This window comes from Rhodococcus sp. B7740, assembly GCF_000954115.1.
Lineage (GTDB): Bacteria > Actinomycetota > Actinomycetes > Mycobacteriales > Mycobacteriaceae > Rhodococcoides.
Genome location: NZ_CP010797.1, coordinates 4,980,593 through 5,003,368, shown reverse-complemented (window position 1 = coordinate 5,003,368; position 22,776 = coordinate 4,980,593). Strand labels below are relative to the sequence as shown.

Sequence of the window (22,776 nt, the reverse complement as noted above, 5' to 3'; positions counted from 1 at the left end):
GAGGGCCCCAGGTGGCACTCGACCACACCACTGCCCACGGCACCTACAACCGCGGGTCGACCGGCTCGGATTCCAGTGCCAGGACCGCAAACACGGCCTGGTGGATGCGATACAGCGGCTCACCGCGCACCGACCGATCCAGTGCTTCCATTCCCAGCGCATACTCGCGTAGCGCCATCGACTGCTTGTGTCCCACGTTTCGGTTGCGCAGTGCAGTCAGTCGATCCGGGTCGGTGTAGTCGGCACCGTAGATCAGCCGAAGGTACTCCCGGCCGCGAACCTTCGTGCCGGGCTGCATCTTTCCGCGCGGAGCGTTCGCCGCCGGTTTGACGACCATGCCCTCGCCGCCCTTCGCCGTCAACTCCTCCCACCATTTCTCCGCTGCCGCAACCGAACCCGGGTTGAACAGATCGACCTCGATTCTCCGGGTGGTGGCGAACACCTCAGGGGCTGCCGCTACCAATCGGTCGGCAACGTCGAGGTGCCACGTGTGCGGACGATCCGCATACGTCTCGACGTTCGACGCCAGCACCTGAAACGGCGCGATCCGAACTCCGTCGAGTCCGTCCGTCGGCCAGATGTACCGGCGATACGCGTCGGTGAACTCGCCCAGGTTGCCCTGCCGAACGGTGTTGCGTTCCTGCAACTCCTGCACAGCCAGACCCCGCGCTCCGGCCGCCGCCAGCACCGCAGCTTCGGCCCCGAGATTCGCCCTGGACACCGCGGCGACCGCGGCGTACTCGGTCTTGATCAGGCCCTCCGCTTTGGCGGACCACGGCATCAGTTCACAATCGAGAATCAGCCAGCTCGAGACCAATTCGTCCCACACACCGGCCTTCTCGATCGCGTCGGACACCCCGGAGATCATCTCGCCGGTGAGCGACTCGTCGAACACCGGACGACCCGTCCGCGTGTACGCGGTGCCGAGCACTCCCTCCGGCGCATCGAACTTCTTTCGAGCGGTGGCTGAATCTCGACACACCACAACAACCACCCGCGAGCCCATGTGCTTCTCCTCGCAGATCACCGTCGACGCACCGAGCGCGCGATACGCGTCGAATGCCTCGGTCGGATACTCGAGATAACCCTCGCGCTCCGATGTTGCACTCGGAGCCATCGTCGGCGGCAGATAGTGCAGCCACTGCGGAGCCAGCGCGAACCGACTCATCACTTCCAGTGCGCCCGCGGCGTTCTCCGGCCGAACCGATACCCGTCCACGCAGCGACGTCTCGACGCCAGTCGGGCCGATGACGTCGGACAGATCGAGCGATGCCGCATCCCGCGTGAACGTGCCCATCGGGCGGGCAGGCTCGTACCAGACCTTCTCGGCCGGAACCGACACCACCTCACGCTCCGGATAGCGCAGCGCCGTGAGCTTCCCACCGAAGACGCATCCTGTATCGAGGCACGCAGTGTTGTTCTCCCACTCCACTTCCGGCACCGGCGTGTGCCCGTACAGCACGGTCGCCGAGCCCCGATAGTCCTGCGCCCACGGATACCGCACCGGCAAGCCGAATTCGTCGGTCTCGCCGGTGGTATCTCCGTAGAGAGCAAAGCTTCGAACCCTGCCCGACGCCCTGTTGTGGTACTTCTCGATCAGTCCGGCGTGCGCCACGACGAGCTTGCCGCCGTCGAGCACGAGGTGCGCGACGAGGCCGTCGCAGAACTCGAGAACCTCCCGGCGGAACTCGTCGGATTCCGATTCGAGCTGTTCGAGGGTCTCGGCCAGACCGTGCGAGGTGATCACCTTCCGCCCACGCAGTGCTTTGACGAGCTTGTTCTCGTGGTTACCCGGAACTGCCAATGCCGTTCCGGAACCGACCATTCCCATAACGAGCCGCAGGACTCCCACCGAGTCCGGTCCGCGATCGACATAATCGCCGACGAACACCGCGGTACGACCAGGCGGTGGCGTCGCACCGACCGGGCGGCCGTCATCGTCCCGCTCGATCGCGTAACCCATTGTTACGAGCAGGCTTTCGAGTTCGGCGAGGCAGCCGTGGATGTCGCCGATCACGTCGAAGGGCCCGGTCAGGTTGCGACGATCACTGCGCAGCAGGGTGCGAACGAACGTCGCCGACGCAACCGCCTCGACACCGTCGAGTACGTGGACCGAGCGGAAACCTTCCTTGGACAGCCCTCGCATCGAGCGCTGCAACTGGGACTGCTGGCGACGCAGCACTTCTCGGCCGAACGTCCTGTCGGTTCGTTCGGCATTCCGCTGTGCACACACAGATTCCGGCACATCGAGTACGACGGCCACCGGGAGTACATCGTGTTCACGAGCCAACGCGATCAGTGCTCTACGCGCAGCCGGTTGGACGTTCGTCGCGTCGACGACGGTGAGCAGACCGGCCCGAAGCCTGGTTGCGACCAGGAATTCCAGCAGCGCGAACGCGTCCTTGGTTGCGCTCTGCAGATTGGGGTCGTTGCTCACCATGCCTCGGCAGGCATCACTGGACACCGTCTCGTACGGACCGAAGTGCTGCGCGGCGAACGACGACTTACCGGAGCCGCTGATACCCACGAGTACGACGAGGGACCGATCCGGAATGTCGAAGGTACTCATCGGGACTGCTCCTCTCGGGTGAATACGGCCATCTCGGTCGGGGTGCCGTGCATGTCGTCGACGGGGCCGATTCCCTCGACGCGCACCGCATAGGCGTGTTCACGTGCCACCGACGAGCACCATTGCTCGAACTGCGCGCGGGTGAACTCGAATCGGTGATCGACGTGACGGAAGGCTCCCGGTTCGAGGCCGGGATAGAGCACGTTGTACTCGGAGTTGGGTGTGGTGACGAGAACCGCACGCGGACGCGCCTGAAGAAACACCGAACGCACCAGCGCCGGGAGCCGGTCGAGGTCGACGTGTTCGATGACCTCCATGAGCACCATTGCGTCGAATCCGTGCAACCGAACGTCGCGGTACGTGGCCGAGGACTGGACCAGCTCGATCCGAGCGCGCTGCCGATCGGACATGTCGTCCAGACGCAGCCTGCGCTGAGCCTTGGCAAGTGCGCGATCACTCACGTCGGCACCGACAATACGCTCGAAATCGTTGGTTGCGAACAGCTCTCGCAGCAGGCGGCCCTCACCGCAACCGAGATCGATCACCGACTTCGCGCCGACGCCTGCCAGAGCCGCCAGTACGGCACGCACCCGCTGCTCGGCCAACGTCGGATCTCTCGGCGTGGCAACGTCGTCGGGCACATCCGGGACGAGCCGGTCCAACGCCGACGCCACCAGTTCGCGACGGTGCGCCAGGTAGCGGGAGGCGATCAATGCCGACTCAGGGTGATCTCCCAGCCAATCCCCTGCTGCTCGAACGAGCTTGTCGGCCTCGTCCTCGCCCACCCAGTAGTGCTTGGCGTCGTCGAGGACCGGAAGAAGAACGTACAGGTGCCGCAGCGCAGCCGACAGTGTGAACGTGCCGGTGAGAACGAGGTCGATGTATTCGGAGTCGCCCCACTGCGGTTGCGTCGAATCGAGCGGAATGGGCGTCGCCTGAACGCCCCACCCGAGCGGACCGAACATCCGCGACGCGAGATCACCGGCACCACGCGACGGCGCGGCAGGTAGCGCAATAGTCAGATCGATTGCAGCAGAGACCAGTTCGGGTCTGTGGCCGCACACGCCGGCCAGCGTCTGCTTGAACAGCCTAGACAGAGCCACCGCCAGTCCCGAGGCGGCGTCGGTATCGGCGAGAACTGCGACTGTGGTGCGCGTGGCCGAGACTTCCGGGTACAGCACGGTCGTGTTGCCCATCGGCAGGTTTCGCGTCTGCACGCGATCGGGGTGCTTGTGCAACAAATACCCGATGTCGGAAGCGTCCGGGAAATCGGTTGTGGCATTTGCAGTCACGGTCAGTAGCACCGCAGCGACGTTACGGGACAGCCGAGCCCGATGCGTCCCATTTTTCGGGTGCCACCTCGGGCCGCGTCAATGGACCACAGCATACGTCTGAGCGGTGCAATGGTCCATTGACGCCAATGGGCGGGGCGCACGCAAAAGCGGCACCCACCCTTTCGGGTGAGTGCCGCTTCGGTACAGCTGGTGGAACTAGATCACTTGATGATCTTCGTGACGCGACCGGCTCCGACGGTACGACCGCCCTCACGGATTGCGAAACGCAGGCCGACATCCATGGCGACCGGCTGGATCAGCGTGACGGACATCTCGGTGTTGTCACCGGGCATGACCATCTCGGTGCCCTCGGGAAGGGTCACGACGCCCGTAACGTCCGTGGTGCGGAAGTAGAACTGCGGGCGGTAGTTGTTGAAGAACGGCGTGTGGCGGCCGCCCTCGTCCTTCGAGAGGATGTAGGCGTTGCCCTCGAACTCCGTGTGGGGAGTCGTGGTGCCCGGCTTGATGATGACCTGTCCACGCTCGACGTCTTCGCGCTTGATGCCACGAACGAGGAGGCCGACGTTGTCGCCTGCCTGACCCGAGTCGAGCAGCTTGCGGAACATTTCGATTCCGGTGACGGTGGTCTTGGTCGAGCCGGGGCGGATGCCGACGATCTCGACCTCTTCGTTGACGTTGACCGAGCCGCGCTCGATACGTCCGGTGACCACGGTGCCACGACCGGTGATGGTGAAGACGTCCTCGACGGGCATGAGGAACGGCTTGTCGGTCTCACGGACGGGGTCCGGCACGGAATCGTCGACGGCCTGCATGAGCTCCAGAACCGACTCGCCCCACTTCTCGTCACCCTCGAGTGCCTTGAGTGCGGAGACCTTGATGACCGGTGCGTCCTCGTCGAACTCCTGCGAAGCGAGGAGCTCGCGGACCTCCATCTCGACGAGCTCGATGATCTCGTCGTCGTCGACCATGTCGGCCTTGTTCAGTGCGACCAGGATGTACGGGACACCGACCTGGCGGGCGAGCAGCACGTGCTCGCGGGTCTGCGGCATCGGGCCGTCGGTTGCTGCAACGACCAGGATTGCGCCGTCCATCTGTGCCGCGCCGGTGATCATGTTCTTGATGTAGTCGGCGTGACCCGGTGCATCGACGTGCGCGTAGTGGCGCTTCTCGGTCTGGTACTCGACGTGGGAGATGTTGATCGTGATACCACGAGCCTTCTCCTCCGGAGCCTTGTCGATCTGATCGAAAGCCGAGGCCTCGTTCAGGTCCGGGAACTTGTCGTGCAGAACCTTGGTGATTGCAGCCGTCAGCGTCGTCTTACCGTGGTCAACGTGACCGATGGTGCCGATGTTGACGTGCGGCTTCGTCCGATCGAACTTCGCCTTCGCCACTGTGTGTCCTCCTGGACTGATCTGTGCCGGCCCCGACGGGGCAAGCACGCGTATGTGTTGTTACTTATTACAGGTCGAGCGTGGTCCAGCAGCTGAAGAGAGTTACTCTCCGGTCGCCTTCGCGATGATTTCCTTCGAGACGTTCGCAGGAACTTCTGCGTAGGAATCGAAGACCATGGAGTAGTTAGCGCGGCCCTGCGTCTTCGACCGAAGGTCTCCGATGTAGCCGAACATCTCCGACAGCGGAACCAATGCCTTGACGATACGGGCACCGCTGCGTTCCTCCATGGCCTGGATCTGACCACGGCGGGAGTTCAGGTCGCCGATGACCTCACCCATGTAATCCTCGGGAGTGATGACCTCGACGGCCATGACGGGTTCGAGGATGACGGGGCTGGCCTTGCGAGCAGCTTCCTTGAACGCTTGTGAGCCGGCGACCTTGAAGGCCATTTCCGACGAGTCGACGTCGTGGTACGCACCGTCGAGCAGTGTGACCTTGACGTTGACCAGGGGGTATCCGGCGAGAACACCGTACTGCATGGCGTCCTGAGCACCTGCGTCGACCGAGGGGATGTACTCCCTGGGCACACGACCACCGGAGACCTTGTTCTCGAACTCGTAGGTCGCACCGTCTTCGCCCTCGAAAGGCTCGAGCTTGATGATGACCTTCGCGAACTGGCCGGAGCCACCGGTCTGCTTCTTGTGGGTGTAGTCGTGCTTGTCGACCGTCTTGCGGATGGTCTCGCGGTACGCGACCTGCGGCTTGCCGACGTTGGCCTCGACCTTGAACTCGCGACGCATACGGTCGACGAGGATGTCGAGGTGCAGCTCGCCCATTCCGCCGATGACGGTCTGGCCGGTGTCCTCGTCCAGCTTCACCGAGAAGGTGGGATCCTCTTCGGCGAGCTTCTGGATCGCTGTTCCCAGCTTCTCCTGGTCGGACTTGGTCTTCGGCTCGATCGAGACCTGGATGACCGGGTCCGGGAAGCTCATGGACTCGAGGATGATCTGGTTCTGCGGATCGCAGAGCGTGTCACCCGTCGTGGTGTCCTTGAGGCCGATGACGGCGTAGATGTGACCGGCAGATGCGGTCGCGATCGCGTTCTCCTTGTTGGAGTGCATCTGGAAGAGCTTGCCCAGACGCTCCTTCTTGCCCTTGGTCGAGTTGATGACCTGAGCGCCGGAGTCGACCTTGCCCGAGTACACCCGGACGTAGGTCAGCTTGCCGAAGAAGGGGTGGGTCGCGATCTTGAACGCGAGAGCTGCGAACGGCTCGTCTGCGGACGGCTTGCGAGTGATCTCCTTCTCCTCGTCGCCGACGGCGTGTCCGATGGTCTCGGCAACGTCGAGGGGAGACGGGAGGTAGTCGATGACCGCGTCGAGCATGGGCTGAACGCCCTTGTTCTTGAACGCGGATCCACACAGGATCGGGTACAGCTCGCTGTTGACCGTCATCTTGCGGATGGCAGCCTTGATCTCGTCGACCGTGAGCTCTTCGCCACCGAAGTGCTTCTCCAGAAGCGCTTCGTCGGACTCGGCGACGGTCTCGAGCAGCTGGGTGCGGTACTCGTCCGCGCGCTCCTTGAGGTGTTCCGGGATCTCCTGGATCTCGTACTTCTCGCCGAGCTTGGTCTCGCCACTCCACACGAGAGCCTTCATCTGCACGAGGTCGATGACGCCCTCGAAGTCGTTCTCTGCGCCGATGGGCAGCTGGATGACCAGCGGCTTGGCACCGAGACGATCGATGATGGTCTGCACGGTGTAGTAGAAGTCCGCGCCGAGCTTGTCCATCTTGTTGACGAAGCAGATGCGCGGTACGTCGTACTTGTCGGCCTGACGCCAGACCTGCTCGGACTGCGGCTCGACGCCCTCTTTGCCGTCGAACACTGCGACTGCGCCGTCGAGGACGCGGAGCGAGCGCTCCACCTCGACGGTGAAGTCGACGTGACCGGGGGTGTCGATGATGTTGATCTGGTTGTCGTTCCAGAAGCACGTCGTGGCAGCAGAGGTGATCGTGATGCCACGCTCCTGCTCCTGCTCCATCCAGTCCATGGTGGCTGCGCCATCGTGAACTTCACCGATCTTGTACGAGATACCGGTGTAGAAGAGGATGCGTTCGGTAGTGGTGGTCTTGCCGGCATCGATGTGGGCCATGATGCCGATGTTGCGGACCTTGTTGAGGTCGGTCAGCACGTCCTGTGCCACGAGTTAACCCGCCTTGGTGTTGGAAGAGGTATTGCCTGAGCTGATCAACGCTCCGGCGGCATCGGATAGTTCCGGATGCCGCCCGAGCGAGGAGATCACCAGCGGTAGTGGGCGAACGCCTTGTTGGCTTCGGCCATCTTGTGAGTGTCTTCGCGGCGCTTCACAGCGGCACCGAGGCCGTTGCTGGCGTCGAGTAACTCGTTCGCCAGACGCTCGACCATGGTCTTCTCGCGACGAGCGCGCGAGAACGTGACCAGCCAGCGCAGTGCCAGCGTGGTGGAGCGGCCGGGACGAACCTCGACGGGCACCTGGTAGGTGGCACCACCGACGCGACGGCTGCGAACCTCGAGGGCCGGCTTGACGTTGTCGAGTGCACGCTTGAGCGTGACGACGGGGTCGGTGCCGGTCTTCTCGCGAGCCTGCTCGAGCGCCTGGTAGACGATGCGCTCTGCGGTCGACTTCTTGCCGTCGAGGAGGATCTTGTTGACGAGCTGCGTGACCAACGGCGATCCGTAGACCGGGTCGTTGATCAGCGGCCGCTTGGGTGCTGGGCCCTTGCGTGGCATATCAGCTCTTCTCCTTCTTGGCTCCGTAGCGGCTGCGAGCCTGCTTGCGGTTCTTGACACCCTGGGTGTCGAGCGAACCGCGGATGATCTTGTAACGCACACCCGGGAGGTCCTTCACACGACCACCGCGAACGAGCACCATCGAGTGCTCCTGCAGGTTGTGACCCTCACCGGGGATGTATGCGGTGACCTCGACCGAGGAGGTCAGGCGAACACGCGCGACCTTACGGAGAGCGGAGTTCGGCTTCTTGGGGGTGGTGGTGTACACGCGAGTGCACACACCACGGCGCTGGGGACTGCCCTTGAGGGCAGCGGTCTTCAGTTTCGCAACCTTGTCGGTGCGTCCCTTGCGGACCAGCTGGTTGATCGTTGGCATGAACCGGCTTTCTTCGTGTCGATAAACAGGGATCTAGCAGTTGGAGCAAGAGAACACTGCTCCTCACCCGGTACTGCTGCTGCTCCAGTACTGCTACTGCGGGTCTCTTGCACCCCGCGGTCGGGTGTGTCGCATACCCCCACACGTCCAGCCGGTTGCGCGCTCTTGGGGCGAACGTGCGCACGGCTGTACCTCGCATAGGCACACAAACGGTCCGGGCAGGCCGGACACGACCCATAACGATACCCGGCGGCGTGACCTCGGGTCAAAACACCCCTCGCGTGGGTACGCGATCAACGACTGAGGTTCAGCGTGAGATCGGCGAGCTTCGCGGCGGCCTGGCACGGATCGGGATGGGCGGCGTCCGGCTGGTACTGCACCCACCATCCGAAGATGCCGTCCCGATCCGCCCCGGCCGAGACGCCACACGACGCGGAGTCGTCGGGACGCTGGGCCTGGATTGCCTTGCGGCCCTGCACCGTTGTGTCGGTGACGGTGTACATCATCTTCTCGTCGGCGGCTCGTTCGGCCGCCAGAGTTCCGGACTCGAACCAGTTGAACGTGACCTTCACCGTGCCTGCGGAACCGACGAGATCCCACCGGCAGATTGCCCCGAAGAAGCCGCGTTCGATGGCGTCGGCACCGGTGGTCTCGGCGATCTGGTCGTCGGAGACGGCGTCGCACTCGGTCAACAAGTCGGTGAATTCTCGGCCACCGGACCCATCGAAACTCGCCGGCCGCGGCGTGCCCTGCACGGTCTGGGAACAGCCTGCGACGAGCAGCAGAGTTGCTGCGGCGGCGAGGACGCGTCGGATTCTCATTGCTTGCGCTCCACTGTCAATGCCGCCAGCTCGTTTCCGACCTCGCACGGCGGGCGCGCCGCAGGTTGGTCGGAGTACGTGATGGACCAATGGAAGAAGTCGTCGCCGAACTGCACGCCGATCTCGCACAACGCACCCTGCTCGGCCTCGAAGCCGGGGTTGCCGTCGATCTCGATGTCCTTCGCCGGACGGCCGATCAGCTCGGAACCGGCGCGTTCGCGTCCGATGGGGCTGCCGCGATACCAGGAGAAGCTGACACCCGGTCCGCCGAACCCGACCGTCTCCCACTGGCAACCGACGGAATTACGGGTGATCTGAGCGAACGGGCCCGCGCCGAACGCGGACTGCACCTCGGCGTCGGTGATCGATCCGCATTCGCCGAAGAAGGGACCGGGCTCGTATGCCGCGGTGGTCGGGGCTGTGTCCTCCGGCGGCGCAGCGTCGTCTTCCGCCCCGCCGCACCCGGCGATCAGCACCGCTGTTGCCGCCACAACCATCGCGAACCGTCTCGTCATCCAGTGGCTCACATCTACGGGGCCGAGAATCCGCCGACGCCCGGAATGTCGAACAGAATGCCGGAGGCCAGAACATGAGCGGTGAACAGAATCGGTCCGCTACCGGTGTCCGCGACGACCGGGCCCGAAGGCACGAACACGCCGTTTCCCTGCTGGCAGATCGGTGCGTTCACCGACCCGGTGCGTCCGTTGGCGATGTTCACGAAGTCCACCTGCAGGCTGGCGAAGTTCTGGTAGGACGCGCAGATCCGCGGCTCGGCGGCGCGGCCCCAGATATGGGTCTGTCCCGGCGTGTCGGTGCTCGCGACCTCGATCGTGCCGATCCACTGATCCGGAACGACGAGCCCGCCGACGGTGACGCCGAGGTTGGGGATCTGCAGGACGGGGACCGAAACCGGTCCGGGCGGGGGCGCGTTCTCGATAGGTGCGGACGGCGCATCGGCAGGCGGTTGGGCCTGTGCGACCGGCGCGAAGGCCATCGTGCTCACAGCCGCGAACGCAGCTGTGAGTAGACCGAATCGAGTCAGACGAGCCATACCTGTGTGTCTCCTGATCCTGTGGACGCGAGTCGCCATACGTTACCGCGAAGCGGCGAGCTTCCGGCCCCGGACGTAGACGCCGACGATGGCGGGTTCGCGCATCGCCATCAGCAACGCGAACAGGGTCTGATCGCGGGCGAGCTCGGGATCGTCGGCGCGGACACCGTGGTCGACGGCCACCGCGAGCTGCGGCCATGCGGACGGATCGACCACGACGAAGTCGGCCTCCTTGCCCGCGTCGAAATTGCCGATCCGGTTCTCCATGTCCAGCGCTCGGGCTCCGGCGAGTGTTCCGGTGAACAGCAGTTCGGCCGGATGCAGCGACAGACCCGCGTCGCCCGGCTCGGAGATGTGCACTTTGAACGCATCGGCGAGAACCTGCGGCAGCAGCCACTCGTCACCACCGCCGAAGTCCGAACCGATGGCGATGTTCACCCCGGCGGCGACGGTTCGCTGCCACGGCATCGTGCCCGAGCCCAGAAACTGTTGCGAGGTGGGACAGTGCGCGACGGAGGTGCCTGTCTCTGCCATTCGCGCGAGTTCGACGTCCTGACAGTGCACCGCGTGGGCCAGGATGGTGCGCCGACCCAGGAAGCTCTTTCCGCCGACCTGCGAGCCCGGCAGGAACTTGCCGTCGTAGGTGTCGAGGTACGTGTCCACGCCGTAGGCGTTCTTGGTGGCGTCGATCTCTCCGGTTCCCGGCCGGTTGTTCTCGTTCAGATGTGTGTGGAAGTAGACACCTCGCGCGCGGACGGAATCGTAGAGCTCACCCAGGTTCTTCAGCGTTTCCGTCGTCACCGACAGCGAGAACCGCGGTACGACGGCCACGTGCAGCATCGCCGTGTCGACGTCGCCGGTGTCGGCTGCGTGCCATTTCTCGATCTCCTCGGACACCAGCCGGATGGCCTCGTCCTCGCCGGTGATCAGGGCCTGCGCCGACGCCGGTCCGGTGGTCTGGACCCCGCGTCCACTGACGATCCGCAGTCCGTGCTCGAGCGTCTCGGCGAACAGCGAATCCTGCGCGTGCGGGAACGCCGATCCGAACACCATCGCCTGCGTCGTTCCGGCTCGGATGCGCGCGGCGCAGAAGTCTCGGGCCGCAGCGGCGGCGAACTCCGGATCGGCGAAGCGGGACTCCGAGGGAAAGATGCAGGTGTTCAACCATTCCAGCAGTTGCCCGCCGCCGTAGGAATCTCCGGCGTAGGTCTGCGGAAAGTGAATGTGGGTGTCGACGAAACCGGGCAGCAGAAACCCCGGTCGGTGATCGACAACCGGGACCTGCGCGAATTGGGTTGGGAGAGAGGCGAACTCGCCGCAGAACTCGATCGTCCCCTCACCCGACACCGCGAGCGCACCGTCGGGAATCGACACCAACGCGGCTGCCGCGTCCGTCACCGTGGGCGAGCCTGCGACGTGAAAGATGTGGCCGCGGTACACGCGTGCGATTTCGGAAGTCACCCGCCAGACTCAAGCACAGGTTGCGCAGTGCTGCAGACCGTGTGGGTCTAGAGCGCTCCCGCCGGAGCTGCGGACAGCCGAGCGTTCAACGACGCATCCAGTACCTCTGCCCACGAGCGCACGACCTCGGCTCGTCGTCGTGCGTCGTCGGTCAGGACATCGGCCAGACCCAATCCACGCGCGAGGTCGAGGGTCGCCTGGACGAGACGGTGCGAGACGGGATCGTTGTCGTCGACACCGAGGTTCTCGACGGCCATCTGGTGGGCACGGCGACCGAACCGCTCTTCGAGAGGGACGATCCGATCGCGCAACTCGGGGTCGGCCGATGCCGCCGTCCAGACCTGAAGTGCCGCTTTGAACATCGGTCCGGTGTAGTACTCCACGAGCCGCTCCACCACCAGTTTCGTCCTGCCGGGGCCCGCCGGAATCTCCTGCGCCTCGCGGCGAGCACTGTCCATCCGAGTGTCGAACATGTACTCGAGTGCTCCGGTGATCAGGTCCTCACGCGTCGGGAAGTGGTGTTGGGTCGCGCCGCGGGACACGCCCGCACGTTCGGCGACCACGCCGACCGTCGTTGCACCCCAGCCCTGCTCCGCGAGCGAATCGATCGTCGCCTCGAGCAGTCGCTGACGCGTGACCCTGCTGCGGTCCTGCTTGGGTTCGCGCGCCATCACCATCGCCGTACTCCCTCCTACCGACGCTCGGCCGACCTACTTCTCGACCGCTCTATTTTTCGGCCGCCCAGGACGGTGGCCTCTTCTCCAGAAAGGACATCATCCCCTCTCGGGCCTCGTCGGACGCAAACAACCTGGCCGATTGCTCGGCGACGGCCGACCCGCGTTCGTCGATCTCGCGCCGGATCGCGGCCGTGGTGAGGAGCTTCGACTCGGCCAGGCCCTGCGGCGAACACTTCCGAAACATGATCATGTAGTCGGCCACCGCTGCCGCGGGAACGGCGTCGGCCACGGTGACCAGACCGATCGCCTCGGCGGTGGCACCGTCGAACGTCTCCCCGGTGAGAAAGTAGCGACTCGCTGCCCGCGAGCTCAGTCGCGGCAGCACGGCCACCGAGATGACCGATGCGGCCAGACCAAGGCGAACCTCCGTCAGCGCGAACGAACTCTGGGGTCCGGCCACCGCGATATCGCACGCCGCGACCAGGCCCATCCCGCCGGCCCGCACATGTCCGTCGATCTGCACGACGACGGGTTTCGGGGTGTCGATGATCAACCGCATCAGGTCCAGCATCTGCCGGGTGCGCAGTTCCGGCGACGAGCCGGCCTCTCGGAGGTCGGCTCCGGCGCAGAACGTGGTGCCGGTGTGGCCGAGCACGATCGTTCTGACGTCGTCGTCGTGCGCCGCAGCGATGAGTCCCGCCGTCAGCTCCTCGACCAACACCGACGACAGTGCGTTCCGATTCTGCGGCGAATCCAACGTCAAATACGCCGTGTCCTTGCTCGATTCGACGAGAACGGCCATCAGTAGCTTCTCGGCAGTCCGAGCGAGTGCTGACTCACGAAGTTGAGGATCATCTCCCGACTCACCGGCGCGACACGGGCGATGCGGGCGGCCCCGAGCATCGCAGCCAACCCGTACTCACTGCTCAGGCCCGCGCCACCGTGGGTCTGGATCGCCTGATCCAGCGCCTTGATACTGGCCTCGGCCGCAGCGTATTTCGCCATGTTCGCCGCCTCGGCAGCGCCGAAGTCGTCGCCGGAGTCGTAGAGCACCGCGGCCTTCTGCATCATCAGCTTGGCGAGTTCGAGTTCGATCTTGCACTGCGCCAACGGATGAGCGAGACCCTGATGCGCTCCGATCGGCGTCTTCCAGACGGTGCGCTCGTTGGCGTACTTGACTGCCGCGTCGATTGCGTACCGACCCATACCGACAGCCATCGCGGCACCGAGAATGCGCTCGGGGTTCAGTCCCGCGAACAACTGCATCAGGGCGGCGTCGGCCTCACCGACGAGTGCCTCGGCGGGAAGCCGAACGTCGTCGAGGAACAGCACGAACTGATGATCGGGCTCGACGATGTCCATCTCCATCTGCGTCTTCTGCAGACCCGGAGCGTCGGTGGGCACGATGAACAGGGCCGGCTTGAGCTTGCCGGTCTTGGAATCTTCGGTGCGCGCGACGATGAGGACCGCATCGGCCTGATCGACACCGGAGATGTAGATCTTGTTGCCCCTCAACAACCACTCGTCGCCGTCGCGACGCGCCGTGGTGGTGATCTGGTGCGAGTTGGATCCGGCGTCGGGTTCGGTGATGCCGAAGACCATGATCTTGGACCCGTCGGCGAGGGCGGTGAGCCACTCCTGCTTCTGATCGGACGTGCCGTACTTGCCGATGATGGTGCCGCAGATTGCCGGGCTGACCACGACCAGCAGCAGACCGGCACCGTGCGCGGCCAGTTCTTCCTGCACGAGCGCGAGTTCGTAGATGCCTGCGCCACCGCCGCCGTACTCCTCGGGCAGATTGACGCCGAGGAAACCGAGCTTGCCCGCCTCGTTCCACAGTTCGGTCAGCGGCTCACCCTTGCGCGCCTTGGGCAGAACGTAGTCGATGTAGTTGTAGCGCTTGCCCAGTGACGAGACTGCGTTACGCAGTCCCTTCTGCTCTTCGGTCTCGATGAAACTCATGATTGTTCTGCTCCTTCGGTTACCACGGCCAGCACTGCGCCGACTTCGACCTGTTGACCTTCTGTGACGTTCAGTTCGGTGAGCACACCGTCCGCGGGTGCGGTCACCGTGTGTTCCATCTTCATCGCCTCGAGCCACAGGATCGGCTGCCCGGCCGTCACGGTATCGCCCTGCGCAGCGGCGATTCTGATGACACTGCCCGGCATCGGTGCGAGCAAGGAACCGGCCGCGACCTCGTCGGTCGGATCGGTGAACCGCGGGGCCTTGATCAACCCGACCGGGCCCAGTGCGGAATCGACGAACACGTCCGATCCGTAGCTGCTCACCTGAAAGATGCGACGGATTCCGTTGTCGTCGAGCGTCACCGAGGTCGGCGTGTACTCGACCAGTTCGACGCCATCGATTTCGACGCCTCCCACCGAGGAGGTGAGTCCGCTGCGTCCGATCGAATATTCGACGGTGATGTCGTTGTACGTCTTGCGCTGCGGTTGGGACCGGAGATTGCGCCAGCCGCCGGGCAATCCGCGATTCACGCGGGCGTTCCGGACGTTGCTCGCGGCATCGGCCAATGCCGCTGCGAGTGCGGATAGCTCCTGGGCGCGGCCCTGTGCGATCGGCCGAGCCAGGACATCGAGCCCGTGCGTGTCGAAGAACGCGGTGTCGGTGTCCCCGGCCAGGAACGCCGGGTGTCGCAGGATGTTGACCAGTAGATCGCGATTGGTCTTCAGACCGTGAACGGTGGCCTTCTGCAACGCTTTCGCCAGCAAGTTCGCTGCCTGATCCCGCGTCGGCGCGAACGAAATGACCTTCGCGAGCATCGGGTCGTAGTGGGTTCCCACCACACTGCCGGTTTCGACGCCGGAGTCCACTCTGATGCCGGACTTGTCCAGCACCTCGAACTGCGCACCGGGGATCTCGAATCGGTGCACGGCACCGCTCTGCGGCTGCCAGTCATGAGCCGGATCCTCCGCGTAGAGGCGAACTTCGATGGAGTGTCCGCGGGTCTCCGGCTGCTCGGCGGGCAACCGCTCCCCCGCGGCGACCCCGATCTGCAAGGCCACCAGGTCGAGTCCGGTCGTGCACTCGGTGACCGGATGCTCCACCTGCAGGCGCGTGTTCATCTCCAGGAAGAAGAAGTTGCCCTTCTCGTCGGCGAGGAATTCGACGGTGCCTGCACCCTCGTAGCCGATGGCCTCGGTGGCCAACGTCGCCGCATGGAACAGCTTCTCGCGCATGCCGTCGATACGTTCGACGAGCGGCGACGGTGCCTCCTCGACGACCTTCTGATGCCTGCGTTGGATCGAGCACTCACGCTCGCCCACCGTCCACACCGTGCCGAATCGGTCCGCCATGACCTGCACTTCGATGTGTCGGCCGGTCTCGATGTACCGCTCCACGAACACCGTTCCGTCGCCGAATGCCGAGAGTGCCTCGCGCCCGGCCGCTTCGAGCTCCGAGTCCAGGTTCTCGAGGTCGCGCACGATGCGCATGCCGCGCCCGCCTCCGCCTGCGGAGGCCTTGATCAGCACAGGCAGTTCGTTCTCGGTGACCGACTCGGGATCGAGCTGGGTCAGCACCGGCACTCCGGCGTCGGCCATCATCTTCTTGGACTCGACCTTCGAACCCATCAATTCGATCGCCTTGACCGGCGGCCCGATCCACGTCAGGCCCGCGTTCTGCACCTGCTGCGCGAAATCGGCGTTCTCGGAGAGGAATCCGTATCCCGGGTGCACGGCGTCGGCTCCGGCGTGTAAGGCGGCGGCGATGACGAGCTCGCCGCGCAGGTAGGTCTCGGCCGAACTGTTGCCGGGCAGACGGACGGCCGCATCGGCCTCCCGCACGTGCGGGGCATTCGCATCGGCGTCGGAGAAGACCGCGACCGTGTCGATGCCCTCGGCGCGGCAGGTGGTGAAGACGCGTCGGGCGATTTCGCCGCGGTTGGCTACTAGAACGGACGTTATGGTCATGGCTTCACATCCGGAAGACACCGAAGTTGGCGGTGCCTTCGATCGGGGCGGTGGCGATGGCCGACAGGCACATTCCCACCACCGTGCGGGTATCACGGGGGTCGATGACGCCGTCGTCGTAGAGGCGTCCGGAGAGGAACATCGGCATCGACTCGGCCTCGATCTGGCCTTCGATCATCGCGCGCATTCCGGCATCGGCCTCGGCATCGAACGCTTGGCCGCGAGCCTCGGCGGCGGCGCGTCCGACAATCGAGATGACACCTGCGAGCTGTGCGCCGCCCATGACGGCCGATTTGCTCGACGGCCAGGCGAACAGGAACCGCGGATCGAATGCCCGTCCGCACATGCCGTAGTGACCGGCACCGTACGACGCACCGAGCAGAATGGAGATGTGCGGCACCGTGGAGTTGGACACGGCGTTGATCATCATCGCTCCGTGCTTGATCATCCCGCCCTCCTCGTACTCCTTGCCGACCATGTAGCCGGTGGTGTTGTGCAGGAACAGCAGTGGGGTGTTCGACCGGTTCGCGAGCTGGATGAACTGCGTCGCCTTCTGCGATTCTTCACTGAAGAGCACACCGCGGGCGTTGGCCAGAATGCCGATCGGGTATCCGTGCAGCTCGGCCCATCCGGTGACCAGCGATCCGCCGTACATGGGCTTGAACTCGTCGAAATCGGAACCGTCGACGATGCGGGCGATGACCTCGCGCGGGTCGAACGGGATCTTCAGATCCGTGGGAACGATGCCGAGCAGATCCTCGGGGTCGGCCAACGGCTCGATCACCTCGGCGCGAGGCTCGGGGCCCTTCTTCTTCCAGTTCAATCGGGAGACGATGCTGCGTCCGATGCGGATGGCGTCCTGCTCGTCGACGGCGAAGTAGTCTGCGAGACCGGACTTTCGGGCGTGCATCTCGGCCCCGCCGAGCGACTCGTCGTCCGAGTCCTCGCCGGTGGCCATCTTCACCAGCGGCGGTCCGGCGAGGAAGACCTTGGAACGTTCCTTGACCATGACGACGTGATCGGACATGCCGGGGATGTACGCCCCGCCTGCGGTGGAGTTACCGAACACCAACGCGATCGTGGGGATGCCCGCCGCCGAGAGCTGCGTCAGATCACGGAACATGCGACCGCCGGGGATGAACACCTCCTTCTGCGTCGGTAGATCGGCTCCACCGGATTCGACCAACGAGATCACCGGGAGCCGGTTCTGCGTGGCGATGTCGTTGCCGCGGAAACCCTTCTTCAGCGTCCACGGGTTGCTGGCTCCGCCGCGGACCGTCGGATCGTTGGCGACGATGAGGCACTCGACCCCGCAGACGACGCCGATGCCCATGACGGTGCTGGCTCCGACGGGAAAGTCGCTGCCCCAGGCCGCGAGTGGGCACAGTTCGAGAAATGCCGAGTCCTCGTCGATCAGCAGCTCGATGCGTTCGCGGGCGAGGAGCTTGCCACGCTTCTTGTGGCGCTCGATGTACTTCTCACCGCCGCCGAGCAGAGCCTTCGAGTGCTCGGCGTCGATCTCGTCGAGCTTGGTGTTCATCGCGTCGACATTCCCGGAGAACTGCTCCGAGGCCGTGTCCAGCGTGGACTTCAGCACGCTCATGCCTGATACCCCAATCGTTTTGCTGCCAGCCCGGTGAGAATCTCGGTGGTGCCGCCGCCGATGCCGAGGATGCGCATGTCGCGGTACTGCCGCTCGACCTCGCTCTCGCGCATGTAGCCCAACCCTCCGAAAAGCTGCACTGCCTGATTGGCGACCCACTCTCCCGACTCGACGGCGGTGTTCTTCGCGAAGCACACCTCGGCGATGAAGTCCTGGTTCTCCTGCAGGGACCGCTCGACGAGGGATCGGGTGTAGACACGTGCGATGTCGATCTTGCGCGCCATCTCGGTGACGGTGTTCTGCACCGATTGCCGTGCGATGAGCGGCTTTCCGAAGGTCTCGCGATCACGAACCCACTGCAGCGTCAGATCGAGACACCGCTGGGCGCTGGCGTAGGCCTGGGCCGCGAGCGCAATGCGCTCGGTGAGAAACGCCTGCGCGATCTGCGCGAAACCACTGTTCTCGGCACCGACGAGGTTGGCGACGGGAACACGGGCGTCGACGAACGACAGCTCAGCGGTGTCCGATGCGCGCCACCCCATCTTGTCGAGCTTGCCGGTGACCTCGAACCCGGGTGTGCCCTTCTCGATGACGAGCAACGAGACACCGGCTGCACCGTCCCCTCCGGTGCGGACCGCGGTGACGACGAAGTCTGCTCGGCACCCCGAGGTGATGTACGTCTTGGATCCGTTGACGACGTAGTGCTCGCCGTCCTTGACCGCCCTCGTCCTGAGGTGGCCGACGTCGGAGCCGCCACCCGGCTCGGTGATCGCGAGCGAGCCGATCTTCTCCCCCGCCAGCGTGGGCCGCACCCACTTCTCGATCTGATCGGCGTCACCCGCTGCAACCAAGTGCGGCAACGCGATTCCGCTGGTGAACAACGATGCGAACAGGCCACCCGACGCTCCGGCCTGATGCATCTCCTCGCAGATCACGACTGCGTCGGCCAGATCTCCACCGTCGCCGCCGACCTCCTCGGGGAAACCTGCGCCGATCAACCCCAGAGCGGCCGCCTTCTTGTGCAGCTCACGCGGTATCTCGCCGTCGGCCTCCCACTGGTTCATGTGCGGAGCGATGTCCTGCTCGACGAAACTGCGGACGGTCTTTCGAAGCTGCTGACGCTCCGGCGTCGTCCAGATACTCATGTGAAGTCTCCTTTGAATGCCAGGGTTTCGGGGATGTCGATGTACCGCGACCGCAGCCACTCGCCCAGTCCCTTGGCCTGTGGATCGAATCGGGCCTGCGATGCCACGCCCTGTCCGAGGATGCCCTCGATGACGAAGTTGACGGCCCGCAGATTCGGCAGTACGTGCCGGGTGACGGTGAGCGGTTCTGCCTCGGGAAGCATCTGCTTCAGGGTCTCGACCGTCAGTGCATGGACGAGCCAGACGAATTCGTCGTCGGTGCGCACCCAGACTCCGACGTTGGCGTTGCCGCCCTTGTCTCCGCTTCGGGCCGCGGCGATGGTGCCGAGTGGGAGCCGGATGGTCGCCTCGTCCGGTCGCGGTGCCGGTAGCGCCGGTTCTGTGAGGGGCTCGAGTGCCCGCGTCTCGGTCGACGGTGCGACGGCGCGCTCGGTGCCGTCGGCCAGGTGCGCGACGTGCGGTACCTCGGCTGCGTCGACGAAGCCTGCGGTGAAGACTCCGTACGGGGCTCCGTTCCCGGGTGGCGCGGTGACCGAGAACCCCGGATAGCTCGCCAGTGCGAGTTCGACTGCCACCGCGGAGAACTGACGTCCGACGGCGTCGGGGTTGCTGTCGCGGGCGACGCAGCGCAGCAGAGCACTGGCCGTCTCCTCCGTCTCGGCATCGGGCTTGTCGGTGCGTACGAGCGTCCAGTCCAGCTCGGTCGGCCGCGCCGTGAGCCAGGACTCGAACTGACGCTGTGCCAGTGCGGCTTTGGCTTCGATGTCCAGTCCGGTGAGCACCATGGTGAATTCGTTGCGGAAGCCGCCGAGCGCATTGAGCGAGACCTTGTAGGTGGGCGGCGGCGCTTCGCCGGTCACACCGGTGATGGACACCCGATCGCTGGATTCCTGCGTCAGGATCGCTGAGTCGATCCGTGCGGTGACGTCAGGGTTCGCGTAGCGGCCGCCGGTGATTTCGTACAGCAACTGGGCAGTCACGGTGCCGACGCTGACAGCACCGCCCGTGCCCTCGTGCTTGGTGATGACGGACGATCCGTCGGACTCGATCTCCGCGATGGGGAAGCCGGGACGGGACATGTCGGCGATCTCGGTGAAGAAGGAGTAGTTGCCGCCCGTCGCCTGTGTTCCGCATTCGATGACGTGCCCGGCGACGACGGCCCCGGCCAATGCGTCGTAATCGGTTGCAGTCCAGCCGAAGTGAGCCGCCGCAGGTCCGACGATGACACTGGCGTCGGTGACGCGCCCGGTGACGACGACGTCCGCCCCGGAGTTGAGGCATTCCACGATGCCCCACGCGCCGAGGTAGGCATTTGCGGTCAGCGGGCTGCCGAGGCCGAGTTCGGCCGCTCTGCCGAGGAGGTCGTCGCCGTCGACGTAGGCGATCTTCGCGCCGGAGTCCAGCTTCTCCAGTGCCTCGGCCAGGCCGCGGGGGTTGAGTCCGCCTGCGTTGGCAACGATCTTGACACCCTTGTCCAGTGCCAATCCGAGGCAGTCCTCTGCTTGGCGCAGAAAGGTTTTGGCGTAGCCCCGGGTCGCGTCCTTCATCCGATCGCGGCCGAGGATGAGCATCGTCAGCTCGGCGAGGTAGTCGCCCGTGAGGTAATCGAGTTCGCCGCCCTCGAGCATCTCGCGCATCGCGGACAGCCGGTCTCCATAGAAGCCCGAACAGTTGCCGATTCGTACGGTCATGCTGTCTCTCGTCCTGACTGTGGCCGTCCGGCCCCGGGAGGGCCTGCGAAGGCTTGGGCGATGGTGATCCAGTGCGCGGCGTCGGTTCCCTCGGCGCGGATGTCGAGGTCGTCGCGGTGGGCGCGCTGGGTGACGAGGAGGCAGAAGTCGAGGGCCGGTCCGCTCACGCGTTGGGCAGCGTTCTCGGGCCCCCACGTCCAGAGCTCACCCGACGGTGCGGTGAGCTCGATGCGAAACGGTTCGGTGGGCGGAGCCTGATCGTTGACGGCGTAGGCGAAATCCCTTGTGCGGACGCCGATGTGCGCGACGCCGCGAATTCTGTCGGTGGCGACGCGGGTGACGCCCAGTGCGTCGGCGACATCCTGACCGTGCGCCCAGGTCTCCATCAACCGGGCTGTGGCCATCGACGCGGCGCTCATCGGGGGCCGAACCAGTCGATCTTGGTCCCCGACGGCACCTGCACGAGAGCATCGGTCATCGCGTGGCGTCGGGTTCGCCATTCGCTCAGCAGGTTCGGGTTACGAGATTCTTCCTCGGCGGCCTCGTCGACGAAGCCGGTGGGGTTCTCCCATGCCTTCTTCAGGGTGAGAGCGAACTCCTCCTTGGCCTCGATATCGCCGGACGCTGCGGACGTAGTTCGCTCCGCGACGTGATCGGTCCAGGAAAGATGTGCGATCTGATGCGCGACGGTCCAGCCCGCGGCCGGTGTCGGTGCCGCCCATTGCTCCGGAGTCAGTTCGGCCACGAGTGCGTCGAGGTCGTTGCCCTCGGCGCGTAGGTCGTCGACGAGAGGGTCGAGGTCTGCCATGAGCCCAGCTTCACAGGAGGTCCTGAAAAAAGCAAGCACGCTTGCTTGTTAATTCGTAACCTTACGTTCGCTTGCCGTCTCTACGGTGCGGAACGTGAAAATGTCGAGACTCGCGGCCGTCGCCGTTACCCTGACCTTCATGGCTGCCGGTTGCTCCTCTGCGGACACCGCCACCGACGAACCGTCGAGCATCCGGGTGGCGACGTTCAACGCCAGCCTCAATCGATCCGCAGCCGGGCAGCTGATGACCGACCTGCAGGGCGAGAACGCTCAGGCTCGCGCGGCAGCCGATGTGATCGCCGCGAACTCACCGGATGTGTTGCTGGTCAACGAGTTCGACTATTCGGTCGACGACGCAGTGGCCTTGTTCAACGACAACTATCTCGACGGGCAGTACCCGCACTCCTTCACCGCGCCCGTGAACACCGGCGTCGATTCGGGGCTCGACCTCGACCGGGACGGCGAACTCGGCGGACCGGGTGACGCCTGGGGGTTCGGTCAGTTCCCGGGCCAGTACGGGATGGTCGTGTACTCGAAATATCCGATCGCGACCGATTCGGTACGCACGTTCCAGAATTTCTTGTGGAAGGACATGCCGGATTCGCTGTTGCCGCGCGACTACTACGGGGACGTGTCCGACCGGCTTCGACTGTCCAGCAAATCGCACTGGGACGTGCCGATCGACGTGAACGGGAAGACGCTGCACGTGCTGGCGTCGCACCCCACTCCCCCGTCCTTCGACGGACCCGAGGACCGCAACGGCAAGCGCAACCACGACGAGATCAGGCTCAGTGCCGACTACATCTCGGGCGCGGACTACCTCTACGACGACAACGGTGTGCGCGGTGGGCTCGAGGACGGTGCGTCGTTCGTCATGCTGGGTGATCAGAACAGCGATCCGGTCGACGGTGATTCGGTTGCCGGTGCCATCGCGCAGGTTCTCGACCTTCCGCGGGTTCAGGATCCGGCACCCACGTCGGCCGAACATGGGACGGACACAGCAGATTTCGCCGATCCGACGCCGGGTGACCTGCGGGTGGACTACGTGTTGCCCTCGGACGACCTGACGGTCATCGATTCGCAGGTGTACTGGCCGAATCAGGCCGAGCATCCCTCGGACCATCGACTGGTGTGGGCCGACCTCGAAATATGATGGGTGCGTGATCGATCTACCGATTGTCGAATTCG

Annotated in this window: 18 protein-coding genes and 1 pseudogene; 1 reads left to right on the top strand and 18 read right to left on the bottom strand. The window is 64.8% G+C overall.

Features of this window, described 5'->3' with window-relative positions; genetic code table 11:
* Positions 1-43 precede the first annotated feature (43 nt).
* The 18 genes and pseudogenes from NY08_RS23460 to NY08_RS23375 form a co-directional block, all read right to left on the bottom strand.
* Positions 44-2,569: a polynucleotide kinase-phosphatase gene (locus NY08_RS23460; RefSeq protein ID WP_045199102.1), complete on the bottom strand. Its 2,526-nt coding sequence runs from the start codon at positions 2,567-2,569 to the stop codon at positions 44-46.
* Positions 2,566-3,861 (bottom strand): 3' terminal RNA ribose 2'-O-methyltransferase Hen1, encoded by a 1,296-nt coding sequence (locus NY08_RS23455; protein ID WP_235387017.1) that lies wholly within the window; start codon positions 3,859-3,861, stop codon positions 2,566-2,568. The genes NY08_RS23460 and NY08_RS23455 overlap by 4 nt, the downstream gene beginning before the upstream one ends.
* A 203-nt stretch (positions 3,862-4,064) precedes the next feature.
* Positions 4,065-5,255 (bottom strand): elongation factor Tu, encoded by a 1,191-nt coding sequence (gene tuf / locus NY08_RS23450; protein ID WP_008714056.1) that lies wholly within the window; start codon positions 5,253-5,255, stop codon positions 4,065-4,067.
* Between the two features lie 102 nt (positions 5,256-5,357).
* Complete coding sequence (gene fusA / locus NY08_RS23445) at positions 5,358-7,460, bottom strand: elongation factor G (RefSeq protein ID WP_045199098.1); 2,103 nt, start codon at positions 7,458-7,460, stop codon at positions 5,358-5,360.
* Between the two features lie 95 nt (positions 7,461-7,555).
* Entirely contained in the window at positions 7,556-8,026 is a 471-nt protein-coding gene (gene rpsG / locus NY08_RS23440) for a 30S ribosomal protein S7 (RefSeq protein WP_003941856.1), read from the bottom strand.
* 1 nt (position 8,027) lies between these two features.
* Positions 8,028-8,402: a 30S ribosomal protein S12 gene (gene rpsL, locus NY08_RS23435; RefSeq protein ID WP_008714048.1), complete on the bottom strand. Its 375-nt coding sequence runs from the start codon at positions 8,400-8,402 to the stop codon at positions 8,028-8,030.
* A gap of 293 nt (positions 8,403-8,695) precedes the next feature.
* Positions 8,696-9,223, bottom strand: a complete 528-nt coding sequence (locus tag NY08_RS23430; RefSeq protein WP_045199094.1) for a DUF3558 domain-containing protein — start codon at positions 9,221-9,223, stop codon at positions 8,696-8,698.
* Positions 9,220-9,738, bottom strand: coding sequence for a DUF3558 domain-containing protein (locus NY08_RS23425; protein ID WP_032394208.1), 519 nt, complete (start codon positions 9,736-9,738; stop codon positions 9,220-9,222). The genes NY08_RS23430 and NY08_RS23425 overlap by 4 nt, the downstream gene beginning before the upstream one ends.
* A 14-nt stretch (positions 9,739-9,752) precedes the next feature.
* Positions 9,753-10,274 (bottom strand): hypothetical protein, encoded by a 522-nt coding sequence (locus NY08_RS25345; protein WP_052683924.1) that lies wholly within the window; start codon positions 10,272-10,274, stop codon positions 9,753-9,755.
* A gap of 42 nt (positions 10,275-10,316) precedes the next feature.
* Positions 10,317-11,735, bottom strand: coding sequence for a guanine deaminase (locus tag NY08_RS23415; protein ID WP_235387016.1), 1,419 nt, complete (start codon positions 11,733-11,735; stop codon positions 10,317-10,319).
* A gap of 47 nt (positions 11,736-11,782) precedes the next feature.
* Positions 11,783-12,406, bottom strand: coding sequence for a TetR/AcrR family transcriptional regulator (locus NY08_RS23410; RefSeq protein ID WP_032394207.1), 624 nt, complete (start codon positions 12,404-12,406; stop codon positions 11,783-11,785).
* A gap of 55 nt (positions 12,407-12,461) precedes the next feature.
* The gene (locus NY08_RS23405) at positions 12,462-13,214 is read right to left on the bottom strand and encodes an enoyl-CoA hydratase family protein (protein WP_045199092.1); all 753 of its coding nucleotides are present in this window, start codon (positions 13,212-13,214) and stop codon (positions 12,462-12,464) included.
* Positions 13,214-14,374 carry an acyl-CoA dehydrogenase family protein gene (locus tag NY08_RS23400; protein WP_045199090.1) on the bottom strand — a complete coding sequence of 387 codons (1,161 nt, stop codon included), beginning with the start codon at positions 14,372-14,374 and terminating at the stop codon, positions 13,214-13,216. The genes NY08_RS23405 and NY08_RS23400 overlap by 1 nt, the downstream gene beginning before the upstream one ends.
* A complete protein-coding gene (locus NY08_RS23395; RefSeq protein ID WP_045199088.1) occupies positions 14,371-16,341 on the bottom strand; it encodes an acetyl/propionyl/methylcrotonyl-CoA carboxylase subunit alpha in 1,971 nt (656 codons plus the stop codon). The genes NY08_RS23400 and NY08_RS23395 overlap by 4 nt, the downstream gene beginning before the upstream one ends.
* A 4-nt stretch (positions 16,342-16,345) precedes the next feature.
* Positions 16,346-17,944 carry an acyl-CoA carboxylase subunit beta gene (locus NY08_RS23390; RefSeq protein WP_045199086.1) on the bottom strand — a complete coding sequence of 533 codons (1,599 nt, stop codon included), beginning with the start codon at positions 17,942-17,944 and terminating at the stop codon, positions 16,346-16,348.
* The gene (locus NY08_RS23385; RefSeq protein ID WP_045199084.1) at positions 17,941-19,089 is read right to left on the bottom strand and encodes an acyl-CoA dehydrogenase family protein; all 1,149 of its coding nucleotides are present in this window, start codon (positions 19,087-19,089) and stop codon (positions 17,941-17,943) included. Before NY08_RS23385 ends, NY08_RS23390 begins: the two co-directional genes overlap by 4 nt.
* Complete coding sequence (locus NY08_RS23380) at positions 19,086-20,780, bottom strand: acyclic terpene utilization AtuA family protein (protein WP_045199082.1); 1,695 nt, start codon at positions 20,778-20,780, stop codon at positions 19,086-19,088. The genes NY08_RS23385 and NY08_RS23380 overlap by 4 nt, the downstream gene beginning before the upstream one ends.
* Positions 20,777-21,588, bottom strand: a pseudogene (locus NY08_RS23375) (TIGR03084 family metal-binding protein). Before NY08_RS23375 ends, NY08_RS23380 begins: the two are co-directional and overlap by 4 nt.
* A gap of 100 nt (positions 21,589-21,688) precedes the next feature.
* Here NY08_RS23375 and NY08_RS23370 point away from each other — a divergent pair.
* Positions 21,689-22,741, top strand: a complete 1,053-nt coding sequence (locus NY08_RS23370) for an endonuclease/exonuclease/phosphatase family protein (protein WP_235387269.1) — start codon at positions 21,689-21,691, stop codon at positions 22,739-22,741.
* The last annotated feature ends 35 nt before the right edge of the window (positions 22,742-22,776 follow it).